Source organism: Variovorax sp. CCNWLW186, assembly GCF_037203865.1.
Classification (GTDB): domain Bacteria; phylum Pseudomonadota; class Gammaproteobacteria; order Burkholderiales; family Burkholderiaceae_C; genus Variovorax.
Window position 1 is genome coordinate 231,910 of the sequence record NZ_JBBCBO010000001.1, and the last position, 12,377, is coordinate 244,286.

Annotated in this window: 12 protein-coding genes; 6 read left to right on the forward strand and 6 right to left on the reverse strand. The window is 67.5% G+C overall.

The annotated features are described in order from the left end of the window. Window positions 1-64: 64 nt before the first annotated feature. A complete protein-coding gene (locus V9K97_RS01145; RefSeq protein ID WP_337315865.1) occupies window positions 65-2,176 on the forward strand; it encodes an esterase-like activity of phytase family protein in 2,112 nt (703 codons plus the stop codon). On the opposite strand, the gene V9K97_RS01150 is transcribed toward V9K97_RS01145, so the two are convergent. After that, window positions 2,177-3,055 (reverse strand): CoA transferase, encoded by an 879-nt coding sequence (locus V9K97_RS01150; protein ID WP_337315866.1) that lies wholly within the window; start codon window positions 3,053-3,055, stop codon window positions 2,177-2,179. A 146-nt stretch (window positions 3,056-3,201) separates the two neighbouring features. On the opposite strand from V9K97_RS01150, the gene V9K97_RS01155 reads away from it, so the two are divergent. Further along, on the forward strand, window positions 3,202-4,104 hold the full coding sequence (locus V9K97_RS01155) for an SDR family oxidoreductase (RefSeq protein WP_337315867.1): 903 nt from the start codon (window positions 3,202-3,204) through the stop codon (window positions 4,102-4,104). A 70-nt stretch (window positions 4,105-4,174) separates the two neighbouring features. Then, entirely contained in the window at window positions 4,175-4,783 is a 609-nt protein-coding gene (locus V9K97_RS01160; protein WP_337315868.1) for a glutathione S-transferase, read from the forward strand. Window position 4,784: 1 nt separating this feature from the next. Here V9K97_RS01160 and V9K97_RS01165 read toward each other — a convergent pair whose 3' ends face one another. Together V9K97_RS01165 and V9K97_RS01170 are read right to left on the reverse strand one after the other, a co-directional pair. Further along, complete coding sequence (locus tag V9K97_RS01165) at window positions 4,785-5,177, reverse strand: DUF488 domain-containing protein (RefSeq protein WP_337315869.1); 393 nt, start codon at window positions 5,175-5,177, stop codon at window positions 4,785-4,787. Window positions 5,178-5,203: 26 nt separating this feature from the next. Continuing rightward, window positions 5,204-7,057 (reverse strand): PhoX family protein, encoded by a 1,854-nt coding sequence (locus V9K97_RS01170; protein WP_337315870.1) that lies wholly within the window; start codon window positions 7,055-7,057, stop codon window positions 5,204-5,206. A gap of 96 nt (window positions 7,058-7,153) precedes the next feature. Between V9K97_RS01170 and V9K97_RS01175 the strand changes: the two genes are divergently transcribed. Then, window positions 7,154-7,981, forward strand: coding sequence for a crotonase/enoyl-CoA hydratase family protein (locus tag V9K97_RS01175; protein WP_337315871.1), 828 nt, complete (start codon window positions 7,154-7,156; stop codon window positions 7,979-7,981). Window positions 7,982-8,228: 247 nt separating this feature from the next. Then, complete coding sequence (locus tag V9K97_RS01180) at window positions 8,229-8,540, forward strand: hypothetical protein (RefSeq protein WP_126747326.1); 312 nt, start codon at window positions 8,229-8,231, stop codon at window positions 8,538-8,540. A 68-nt stretch (window positions 8,541-8,608) separates the two neighbouring features. On the opposite strand, the gene V9K97_RS01185 is transcribed toward V9K97_RS01180, so the two are convergent. The 3 genes from V9K97_RS01185 to V9K97_RS01195 form a co-directional block, all read right to left on the reverse strand. Then, on the reverse strand, window positions 8,609-9,751 hold the full coding sequence (locus V9K97_RS01185; RefSeq protein WP_337315872.1) for a DSD1 family PLP-dependent enzyme: 1,143 nt from the start codon (window positions 9,749-9,751) through the stop codon (window positions 8,609-8,611). Between the two features lie 115 nt (window positions 9,752-9,866). Further along, entirely contained in the window at window positions 9,867-10,190 is a 324-nt protein-coding gene (locus tag V9K97_RS01190; RefSeq protein ID WP_337315873.1) for a hypothetical protein, read from the reverse strand. Window positions 10,191-10,255: 65 nt separating this feature from the next. After that, complete coding sequence (locus V9K97_RS01195) at window positions 10,256-11,203, reverse strand: LysR family transcriptional regulator (RefSeq protein ID WP_337295947.1); 948 nt, start codon at window positions 11,201-11,203, stop codon at window positions 10,256-10,258. 109 nt (window positions 11,204-11,312) lie between these two features. Here V9K97_RS01195 and V9K97_RS01200 point away from each other — a divergent pair, with 109 nt between their 5' ends. Beyond that, on the forward strand, window positions 11,313-12,377 hold the full coding sequence (locus V9K97_RS01200) for a tartrate dehydrogenase (protein WP_337315874.1): 1,065 nt from the start codon (window positions 11,313-11,315) through the stop codon (window positions 12,375-12,377).

Below are 12,377 nucleotides of genomic sequence, written 5' to 3' on the forward strand. Positions count from 1 at the left end.
CATCTGCCTCGGCGCTAATCGCCGGGGCCTGCGCCTTTGCGCGGGCGCTTCACAAGGACAAGCAATGCGGAAGACAAGAGGATCGAGGATGGGGTGGCTGGCGCTCGCGAGTGCCGGCGTGCTGTTGAGTGCCTGCGGCGGCAGCGGCGGCGGGAGTGGCGGATGGGCGGTTCCCCCCGCGTCCGGCGGCGGGGGCGGCGGCGGTGGCGCCACGAATCCACCGGCCGCCCAGTCGAAGACCGGCACCTTCCTCGATTCGGCGGTCGAAGGCCTGGACTACGTTGCCGGCAGCGCCGCCAAGGCCACCACCAACGCAGCGGGCGAATTCACCTGCAAGGACGGCGAGACCGTTGTCTTCAGCGTCGGTGCGCTCGCGCTCGGCAGTGCCGCCTGCGGCGACGCGATCACCCCGTTGACCCTGGCCGGCGGCACCGACGTAAAGGCCGATGCCGTCGTCAACCGGCTGCTCGCGCTGCAGAGCTTCGACGAGGACCGCGATCCTTCGAACGGCATCCGCCTGACCCCGGCACTGAAGGCCGCGCTCACGGCCGGCGCCATCGATTTCAGCGCCGCGGCCGCGAGCTTCGACACCGCTCTCAACGCGGTGCTCGCGGGCCTGCCTGCTCCCTACAATGCCCGCATGGTCGATTCAAGCCGCCGCACGCTGGCGCGTGAACACTTCGAGGACACGCTGGCTTCGCGCCTCGGCGCGCCGGTGACCGAAACCTCGACGCAGACCAACGCGCTCGGCACCATCGGCATCGACGTCACGCGCTACCAGCTGCAGGCCGATGCCAGCTTCAACGTGCCCTACGAGGGCGACAACGAGAAGACCAAGGCCGACTTTCCCGCGGGCTTCCTGCCGGCCTACGGGTCGGGCCTGGCATTCAAGGGCAAGGCCGACGACGGCACGCTCGAGTTCTATGCCATTACCGACCGCGGCCCGAACGGCGACGGCCCGACCGCACCCGTGCCCAACGGCGGCGGTGCGACCAGCATCAGCAAGGTGTTTCCCGCGCCGTCGTTCGCGCCGAGCTTCGGCATCGTGCGCATCGGCAAGACGGGTGCGGTGCTCTCGTCGAGCCTGCCGCTCAAGCTCGATGCCGGCAAGAAGATCACCGGCCTGCCCCCGCAGTCGGGCGTGGGCTCGACGGGCGAAACGCCGCTGACCGACCGCTATGTGTTCGATGCCGCCAAGGCGAACTACGACGCCAACGGCCTCGACCCCGAGACGATGGTGCTCGACAAGGCGCGCAACGTGCTGTGGACCAGCGACGAGTACGGCCCGTTCATCGCACGCATCAACATCGCAACGGGTGTGATCGAGAAGAAATATGCCCCCGGCAACGGCGCCGCCGACCTGCCGCTGGTGCTCGCGCAGCGCCGCGCCAACCGCGGCATGGAAGGGCTGACGCTCGACGCGGCAGACGGCAAGCTGCACGGCTTCCTGCAGAGCCCGATCGATCCGAAAGACGGCGCGGGCAAGTCGATCCAGGCCACGCCGCCGGGCGGGAGCAAGACCGATGTGCGCCACATCGCGAAGTTCACGCGCTGGCTCGCATTCGATCCGGCCACCGAGACGTCGAAGCTCTACGCTTACCCGATCGACGGCAGCCAGTACGACAAGAACCGCACCGGCAACGCCAAGCTCGGCGACGTGGTGAGCCTGGGCAACGGTCGTTTCATCGTGATCGAGCAGGGTGCGCGCAAGAGCGACGGCAAGGTGTTCAACAAGCTCATGCTGGTCGAGCTGCCGGCCAATGCAACCGACATTGCGGCCTTCGACCGCAACCTGGAAATCAGCAGCATCACGCAGGCGCCTTCGGGAGCTGCCGACTACTCCACGGTGGTGACCATGCGCAAGACCGAGCTGCTCGACCTCAATGCGCTGGGCTGGCTGGCCGAAAAGGCCGAGGGCCTGACTGTTGTGGACGACCAGACCCTGGCATTGGTGAACGACAACGACTTCGGCCTGAGCACGATCCTGCTCGATGCCGACGGCAAGACCGTCGCAGGCAGCGTCGAGGACTGCACGGTGGATGCCACCGGCGCGATCATCGCCAAGTGTCCGGCGGGCGTGACGGGCGCGCGCATCACGCGTGGCAGCGACCTGGAACGGCCGGTGCGCATCTGGCTCATCAAGCTCGATCGCAAGCTGAGCGAACTGCGCCTTTGATCAGTCGGCCAGCGTGAGCAGCGGCACGTCGCGCTCCCGCGCCATGGCTTCGAGCTGTGCGCGGGTGCGGGTGCCTATCCAGGCGGCAATGCCCTCGCGCGTGGCCGCCGAGAACATGTCGCGCGAAGCTACGCCGGCCGCTTCGCAGAGGCGCTCCGCAAAGTGCGGCTCCAGCGCGGCAACCGCCACGCGTCCGTCCGCGCAGGGATACACGCGGTAGCCCGCGTGCGCGCCGCCCACGGCGCCCTGGGGCCGGGTGAGGCCCCAGGTGCGCGGCAGCGCCAGCCAATCGGCCGATGCATTGAGTGCCACCTCGAGGTACACGCCGTTCGCCTTGCCTGTCGACCGCGCATGCAAGGTCGCCTGCAGCACCGCTTCGCTCGCGAGCAGGGCGCCGCCCATGTCGGCATAGAGCGTGGGCGGCAGTTCGGTGCCGGTGACCAGGCCGCTCTCCGCAACGTAGGTAAGGTCGTGGCCCGGCTCCTCGGCGCGCTCGCCAGGGGCGCCGAAGATGGCGACCTGCGACAGCGAGGGATGGCGCGTCTGGAGCGATGCCCAGTCAAGCTTCAGCTTGACGAGTGCCGACGGCCGGAAAGAGGTCAGCAGCACGTCGGTGCGCGCCAGCTCGGCATGCAGCAGTTGCTGGCCGGCTTCGGTTTTCAGGTCGGCCGTGCGAACCTCGATGCCTTCGTGCAGCGCGGCGTACGCGCCCTTGTTGTAGAGCGCCATCGGGTCGCGGGCCGGCGGCTCGAACTTCAGGCAGGTGGCGCCCATGCCACGGCAGCGCAGCAGTGCCGCGGGGCCCGGCAGGTTGAGCGCAAGGCTCAGCACACGTACGCCGGCGAGCGATTGGAAAGACGAAGCAGCGGGGCTTTGCATGGTCATGTATCCGGTGATCAGGGCGAAGGGCATTTTTACCTGCGCGGAGCCAGATTTCGCAAGCCATGGCATTTGCCGGCGGCGTAGCATGCGCCATGGCGGCCCCGCGCCTTGCCGCTCTGTTGCAACCACCAAGGAGATTCACCATGTTTGAAGCTTCCCTCATGAGCGGCCAGCGCATTCTTGTGACAGGCGGTGGCACCGGCCTCGGCCGTGCGATGGCCGAGCGCTTTCTGGGCCTGGGGGCCGACGTTGCAATCTGCGGCCGGCGCCACTCGGTCTGCGAAGAAACCGCTGCAGAGTGGCGCCAGCAGTTTCCCGGGCGCCGCATCGACACCTTCGGCGTGGACATCCGCATTGCGCAAAACGTGGACGAGATGGTCGAGAGCCTCTTCCAGAGCGGCGGCCTCACGGGGCTCGTCAACAACGCGGCGGGCAACTTCGTGGCCCCGACCGAAAGCCTCTCGCCACGCGCTTTCGACGCCATTGCCAACATCGTTTTTCACGGCAGCTTCTACGTCACGCAGGCCGTGGGCAAGCGCTGGGTGGCCGAAGCGAAGGCCGGCAAATGGAAGGAGGGCGACGCGCTGCGCAGCGTGATGAGCATCATCGTGACCTGGGTGGACAACGGCAGCCCCTACGTGGTGCCTTCGGCCATGAGCAAGGCCGGCATCGAAGTCATGACCAAGTCACTGGCGGTGGAGTGGGCGCGCCACGGCATTCGCCTGAACGCCGTGGGGCCGGGCGAAATTCCGACCGAGGGCATGAGCAAGCGCCTGAACCCCGGCGAGGAGCCCGGCGCGCGCAGCAAGAAGACCAACCCGATGGCGCGCACCGGCCGCATGAGCGAACTGCAGAACCTGGCGGCCTTTCTCATGGCGCCGGGCCAGTGCGACTGGCTCACCGGCCAGAGCATCATGATCGACGGCGGCAACGCGCTGGCCACGGGCGGCAACTTCTACGAGCTGCGCCAATGGAGCGATGACGACTGGCAGGCCGCGCGCGAGCGCATCGAGGCGCAGAACCAGAAGGACAAGGCGCAGCGCTGACGGGCCCACCCTGCCGCCGGCAGCCGATCGCGCGGTATCGTTGCGCCATATCAACCAGGAATAAAAGCAGATGCAACTCATCGGCATGCTCGATTCGCCCTATGTCCGCCGCGTGGCTGTCTCGCTGCGGCTGCTCGGGCTTTCGTTCGAACACCGGTCGATTTCGGTCTTCAGCACCTTCGAACAGTTTCGGGAGATCAATCCCGTGGTCAAGGCACCGACCCTGGTGTGCGACGACGGCACGCTGCTGATGGATTCCACGTTGATCATCGACTACGCCGAAACACTCGCCGGCCGCAGCCTCATGCCTTCTGGACTGGCGGAACGGCAGCATGCGCTGAAGGTGCTCGGGCTTGCGCTGGCGGCGTGCGAGAAGTCGGTTCAGATCGTCTATGAGCGCAAGCTGCGCCCACCGGAAAAGCAGCACGCGCCATGGGTCGACAGGGTACGAGGCCAGCTTGATGCGGCTTACGCAGGGCTCCAGGCCGAGCTGCGGAAGCTGCCTGCGCCCAGCGCCGAAGGCACCATCGGGCAGGCCGCGCTGACAAGCGCCGTGGCATGGAGCTTCACCCAGCTGGTGCTCCCGGACGTGATTGCGCCGGCCGATTACCCGTCGTTTGCAGCCTTTGCGGCCGAAGTGGAAAAGCTGCCGGCGTTCGTGGCTCTTCCACAGGTCTGAATCAGTTCGCGGCGAAGTCCGCCCCGCGCTCGGCCAGCAGGGCGCGCAGCAGCGAGCGATGGCAGCGCGACTCGTCTTCGCAATAGCAGCCCACCGCAAGCGCCGTGCTGTGCGAGAGCGCCGCCAGCAGGTCGAGGCTGCGGCTCGCGTCGGCCTCGGCCATCTCGGCCTTGTACTTGCGCATGAAGGCGTTCCATTGCGCGGGCGTTTCCGCTTCCTGGCCGAGCTTCATGGTCTCGGCCGAAGGTGCAAGGTTCGGGTACCACACGTCGTACCAATCTTGCGAGGCGAACTCGGTCTTAAGAACGCCGCGCGGCGGTCGGCGCACAGTGCCGATGCGCAGGCCCTCGCCCTGGGCGCGCGGTGTGCCGAGGCGAACGATGCGAATGCTCATTCAGGGTCTCCTTTTCTGGACGGGCTTCAGGTGCCGACGATACCGCCGTCGCGCCGGCGAATGGCCAGCGTGGCCGAGCGTGGGCGTGCGCTGCCTGGCTCGGTGCCGTCGGGCCAGGCGCTGGTCGGCGTTCCGCTGCCGTCGTCGCGCGATTCGCCCGGATGCTGGATGTTGACGAACAGCGTGTGCCGGTCGGGCGTTACCACGCAACCCGTCACCTCGCTGCCGTTCGGTGCGGTCAGAAAGCGCTTGATGCGGCCCGTCGCCGGATCGGCGCACAGCATCTGGTTGTTGCCGAACGAGGCATAGGGCGGCTTGCCGATGAGCTGGCCGCTCATGTCGGTCTGGATCCAGAGCAGGCCGCCGCCGTCGAAGTGCAAGCCGTCGGGGCTGCCGAAGACGTCTGCATTGGCGGAGGGATAGCGCGCGCCGCTGTCCGTTTGTGCCGGGTCGCCGGCGAGCGCGAAATGGTCCCAGGCGAAGCCTTCGCTGCCTGCATCGCCGCCGTCCTCGCGCCACCGCAGGATGCCGCCGAAGAGGTTGCCGGCGCGCGGATTGGCTGCGTCCGGCGCGGGCTTGCCGAGCTCGCCGCGCTGGCTGTTGTTGGTGAGCGTGGCGTACACCTCGCCGGTTTGCGGGTGCACCGCAATCCATTCCGGGCGGTCCATGCGGGTGCCGCCCACCACGTCGCCCGCCAGCCTGGCGTGGATCAGCACCTCGGCCTGGTCGGCAAAGCCGCCGGCCGCATCGAGGCCGTTGCGCCCGTAAACGAGTTCGAGCCATCGGCCGCGGCCGTCGGCATCGAACCGGGCGACGTAGAGCGTGCCTTCGTCGAGCAGACGGCTGTTGGCGGCACTGCCGCCGCTGGCTGAAACCTTTCCTTGGCTGACGAACTTGTAGATGTATTCGAACCGCGCGTCGTCGCCCATGTAGACCACCAGGCGCTGGTCCTTGGCGAGCGTACAGGTGGCGCTTTCCTGGCGCTTGCGGCCGAGCGCCGTGCGTTTGATCGGTTTGGCCGCAGGGTCAAAGGGATCGATTTCGACCACCCAGCCGAAGCGGTGGGCCTCGTTCGGATGTCGGCTCATGTCGAAGCGTTCGTCGAAGCGCCAGTAGTCCACCCAGTGCGAGCCCGGCACCGTGCCGTAGCGGCGCTGCGCGGGTGTGAGGTCCTTGGCCGCTTCCTTGGGGCCGCCGAAGTAGCCGTGAAAGTTCTCTTCGCAGGTCAGGTAGGTGCCCCATGGCGTCACACCCATCGCGCAGTTGGCGACGGTGCCGAACACCTCGTCACCGGCGGGGTTGGCCTGTGTGCGCATCAGCGGCGTACCCGCCGCGGGGCCCGCAATGCGCATGGGCGTGTTGCCGTGCACGCGGCGGGCATAGGGCGACGGGCGCACCTGCCGCCAGCCATCGCGCGTGCGCCGGATTTCGATGACCGACACACCCATGGCATGCAGCGACTTGCGCACCTTCTCGGCGGTCCATTCCTTGATGCCGTCCGCGTGGAGCAATTGCTCGTCGGTGTATTCGTGGTTCATCACGAGCAGTGCACGGTCCGGCGCTGCAAGCGCAAAGAAGTGCATCCCGTCGTGGTGCATGCCCGCCTGCAGTGCCTGGTCGGCCGCGCTGTGGGAGCCATCGGGCGCAAAGGCCGGCATCGGCTGGCCCTTCACTCCGGTGGGCGTGCCCCATGGATAGAGCAACTGCCATTCGTATTCCGGCGGCACCACCACGGCGTCCCGCAGCGAAGCGGGCACGGCCGTGAAGCCGAGCATGGCCGGCTCATTGGCGCTGGGGGACGCATAGGCACCGCTTCGGTGGAGCAGCGCCACCACGGCGGCGGCACCCGATTGCAGAAAGATCCGGCGATCCAGGGGCATGGGTCGAGGCAGGTGTTGGGTAGGCGACAGGCGCCATCATCGCCGAGCGCCCGCACCGCGCGATACTGGCGCGAAGAAAACCGAAGGAGACAAGACATGGCCGACCGAATCGAATGGACCCGCCACCCCGACGGGGTGGTGGAACTGCAGCTTGCACGCGCCGACAAGATGAACGCGCTCGACCCCGCGATGTTCGACGCGCTGATCGAGGCCGGCGAATCCTTGCGCCGTGATGCCGCGGTGCGCGCCGTGGTGATCTCGGGCCAGGGCAAGGCGTTTTGCGCCGGGCTCGACATGGCTTCGTTCGAGCGCATGGGGCAGGGCGCCGCGAGTGCCGTGCTGGGTGCCGCGGCCGGCGGCACCGACCTGGCCAGCCGGACCCACGGCATTTCGAACGCGGCCCAATACGTGGCGATGGTCTGGCGCGAAGTGCCGGTGCCGGTCATCGCGGCCGTGCATGGCGTGGCTTTTGGCGGCGGCCTGCAGGTGGCACTGGGCGCCGACATCCGCATCGTGGCGCCGGACACCAAGCTTTCGGTGATGGAGATCAAGTGGGGCCTAGTGCCTGATATGGGCGGCATGGTGCTGATGCGCGAACTCGCCCGGAGCGACGTGGTGCGCGAGCTCACCTTCACCGGACGCATCTTCTCGGGCGAGGAGGCGCTGCAGCTTGGCTTTGCCACCCGGCTGGCCGCCGAACCGTTGGCCGAAGCCCTTCAGATGGCGCGGGACATCGCGGGCAAGAGCCCCGACGCCATCCGGGCAGGCAAGCGCCTGCTCAACGCCGCGTTGTCGCAAAGCGCGGCCGATCTGCTGGTTGCCGAGTCGGTGGAGCAGCGCGCGCTGATCGGGAGCGCAAACCAGACCGAGGCGGTCAAAGCCAACATCGAGCAGCGGCCGCCCCGATTCAACGCAGCCGCCTGACTGCATCGCCGCGGCAGAAAACCCCTGTGTTTTTCGCCTTTGGCCGCTAAAAGCGGCCAATTTCGGCGCGGCTGGGTCTTGACTGTAAGAATTAAGGGTTCTTCCCGAAGACTGGTCGGCCACGCGGACAAACATGACCTTTGTGTGACTAAGGTCACGTCTTGGTTGGGATTAAGGGTTCGGAAGGGTGGCTGATTCAGTCACATTCCTTAACAATTAATCCTTTTGACTGCGACGGCGATCCTGCATGTCGACCACGTTTTTCTGCAATCTCAGTGTGCCCATCCTGGTGGGCGAGGATCGCTACAAGTACATCCCTGTCGTCGGCGTCTTCCGAAGCATTCCGTTCGAGCAAATAGACGAGTGGGTAATGCACCCCGACGGCAAGCCCCGGAGCGACCGCGAGCTCGCGGCCGAAGTTCTTGTCGAGATCCGCGTACCGCCCGAAATGAGCGGGAGCGCTGCTGCGCGCGCGTTCGACGTTGCGGACATCCTGCAGCTGGACCGCGCGGCGGCGATCGTGGTGTCTACCTATCTGGCGGCGCTGCCGAGGGTTTGACCGCCCGCTCGGCGATTCTTCGCCATTGCCTCAGCCCGGAGCCGCAGCGCCAGCCCTAGCACCCGGCCCTAGTGCCTGCCGCGCGCATCCACCGGCCAGATGGCCACCAGGGTGTCGCCATCGACCACGTGGTAGGCGTCATGCAGGTTGACCGTCGGGTCGCAATGCGGGGTGACGAACTCGACACGCTCCCCCAGCGCCGGCCGCGCCCCGGCAAACAGCAGCTTGCCATGCTCGTCGCCAAAAAACGCGTAGCGGCTCGCCGGGTCGGCGCCGCGCGCCACCAGCGGCACGCCGGCGTCGGTGGCAAAGCACTTGGTGCCGCCGTCGACCGTGACCCAATCCGCCGCATTGGCGCTCACCACCGCCGTCTGCACGAACAAGGACACCTCGAAGGGCGACGGCTGCCCCGGGGCACCAAGCACCTGGGCGTATTCCGCGTCCATGAAGACATAGGAGCCCGCCTGCAGTTCGGTGAACGCGTCGCGCTGCGCGTCGAGATCGTGCGTGCCGGTACCGGCGCCCGTCACGATCTCGAAATGAATGCCCTCCTGCCTGGCCTGCGCGACGATCCTTGCAACGGTTTCTCGCAGGCCGGCAGCCGCGGCGCTGCGCTCTTCCCGATCAACAATGTGCTGCAGGTTGCCGGCGTAGGCCTGCAAGCCGCGCAGCTTGAGGCGCGGCTCGGCCGCGATCCGGCGCGCCAGGTCGAGCACCTGCGCTTCGGTTGCGGCGCCGGTGCGGTTGTAGCCTGCGCCGTAGTCGACCAGCACCTCGAGCGGGTGCGGCAGCCCGAGCGTGGCGGCGGCAAGGTCCGCGGCGTTGCGCGGGTCGTCCACCACCACCATCATTCCGCCCGGCCCCGCGAGCCTGGCAAGCTTGACCACCCGCGCAATCTTGCTCGGCGTCACGGCGGGCGAGGTGATCAGCACATCCGGAATGCCCGCCTTGACCATGACCTCCGCCTCGCCCAGCGTGACGCAACTCACGCCGATGGCGCCCGCGGCCACCTGGCGCCGCGCAATCTCCACCGACTTGTGCGTCTTCACGTGCGGGCGCAGGCCCACGCCGCGCGCCTTGGCAAAGGCGGCCATTCGCTCGATGTTGCGCATGAGAGCGCCAAGGTCGAGCAGGAGCGCGGGCGTATCGAGCGATTGCCGGCCGCCGGCCAGCCCGATCAGCGGCGTGTTGACTTGCGTATCAGGGAGCATGGGAAACCTTCGTATGCAGAGTTCAGGGTGCGCGCGCCAGGCACGAGGCAGGCGAAATGATCGCATCGAAAAGCCGCTTGCGGTATTGCGCGCAGCGGCTGAAAAAGAGTGTCGCTCAGTCGGCCCGTGACGGCGCCCGGTGCCCCGAGCGCCCCGGCCGCCCCGAGCGCCTGAGCGCCAGCCACCAGAGCAGCGCCGCATTGACGGCCCAGCCACCCGCGAGCAGGAGCAGCGCCGTCTGCGCAACGCCCGGTTCGAGATCGAGCGTCAGCAGGGCCAGCGACCATGGCAGCGCCCCCGCAATGGCCGCCAGCATGGCCAGTTCGTTTGCGGGAAAGGCGGCGGACGACACCACGCACACCACGCCCACCGTGGAGTAGGCGAGCGCGCCAATGCGCCACCAGGAGGGGAAGGGCGGCCGACGGTCTGTGGTGTCCATGTGGCAACGATTGCAGGCACCCGCAGTGTGCCGCGACAGCCGCCTGCGCGAAGCGATGTAAGTCTTCAGGCGATGCCTGCCGAGCCAGGGTCGCTTTTGTTCCCCAGGCGCGCGAAGGCGTCGGAGAGGCAATCCACGAACACGCGTATGCGCGAAGAAAGCTGATGCCGTTGCGCGTACACGGCGTAGATGTCCGCGCCGGGCGTGCGGTACTGCGGCAGCACCTGCACGAGGCGGCCGCTCGCGAGATACCGCTCGATGTCCCATTCGGCCCGCATGACGATGCCATGTCCGTCCAGCGCCCAGCGCACCGCAATCTCCCCGTCGTTGGTGGTCAGCGCGCCGCGGACCTTGATGGTCTCGGTCTGTTCGCGGCGGCCTTTTCCGCTGGAAAGGCGCCACACCCCATAGGCGTCGTTGCCCTGGCGAATGCCGATGCAGTCATGGCGCGCCAGGTCGCTCGGAACCACCGGCATTCCGCGTTGGGCCAGGTACTTGGGCGAGGCGCACAGCAGCCGCCGGTTCGGCGCCAGGCGCTTGGCGATCACTCTCGCATCCGGCGGTTCGCCGAAGCGGACGCAGACGTCGAAGGCATCGTCGGTCAGCGGCGGCGGGTCGGCGGACAACTGCAGCTGTACCTCGACGTCGGGACACAGGCGGCTGTAGCGCGAGATCACCGGTGCCACATGCATGCGGCCGAACCCCAGGGTCGCGTTCACCCGCAGCAGGCCCTTCGGCGACCCTCTGCCCTTGGCCAGGAGCTGGTCGAGGTCGTCGAGCTCGCCGAGGATGCGGCGCGCATGCTCCAGAAACACCTCGCCCTCCGGCGTCAGGCTCATGCGCCGCGTGGTGCGGTTGACCAGCGGCATGCGAAGCCGTTGCTCCATCTGCGAAAGCCGCTTGCTCACCGCCGGCGTGGACACCCCCAGGTTGCGCGCCGCGGCGCTCAAGCTGCCGCCGGTGGCAATCTGCACGAAAAAGCCCAGTTCGGAGGGCTGGATGCCGTGGCTCATGGTCGATTGATTGTTGACTTGCGGTTAATGATGGATTCACTTTACCCGTGCGACGCCATCGGGTGCAAACCACAGAATCGGCCGAACCACTCAAAGGACGACGGCCCAAATGAAGACGTACAAGATCGCAACCATTCCCGGAGACGGCATCGGCAAGGAAGTGATTCCCGCAGGCCAGCAGGTGCTCCAGGCGCTGGCCTCGGCCGGCGGAAGCTTCAATTTCGAGTTCGAGAACTTCGATTGGGGCGGCGACTACTACCGCGAGCACGGCGTGATGATGCCGAACGACGGGCTCGATGCGCTGCGCGGCAAGGACGCCATCCTGTTCGGCTCGGCGGGCGATCCGCACATTCCCGACCACATCACGTTGTGGGGCCTGCGCCTGAAGATCTGCCAGGGCTTCGACCAGTACGCCAACGTGCGCCCGACGCGCATCCTGCCTGGCATCGACGGCCCCCTGAAGCGCTGCGGGCCTGACGACCTCAACTGGGTGATCGTGCGCGAGAACTCCGAAGGCGAATACGCCGGCGTCGGTGGCCGCGTGCACCAGGGGCACCCCATCGAAGCCGCTACCGATGTCTCGATGATGACCCGCGCGGGCGTCGAACGCATCATGCGCTTCGCCTTCGGGCTGGCGCAGTCGCGGCCCCGCAAGCTCCTCACGGTCATCACCAAGAGCAACGCCCAGCGGCACGCCATGGTGATGTGGGACGAGATTGCGCTGCAGGTCTCCAGGGAGTTTCCGGACGTCGCCTGGGACAAGGAGCTGGTCGACGCATCGACCGCGCGAATGATCAACCGGCCGGCCTCGCTCGACACCATCGTTGCCACCAACCTGCACGCCGACATCCTCAGCGACCTGGCCGCCGCGCTCGCGGGCAGCCTGGGCATTGCGCCGACCGGCAACATCGACCCCGAGCGCCGTTATCCGTCGATGTTCGAGCCGATCCACGGCTCCGCCTTCGACATCATGGGCAAGGGCCTGGCCAATCCGGTCGGCACCTTCTGGTCGGTCGTGATGATGCTCGAGCACCTGGGCGAGGCCGAGGCCGCAAGGCGCGTCATGCAGGCGGTCGAAGCCGTGACGGCCGACTCGTCGCTTCATACCCGCGATCTCGGCGGCACCGCCACCACCGCGCAGGTCACGCAGGCCGTGTGCGCACGGCTCGCATAG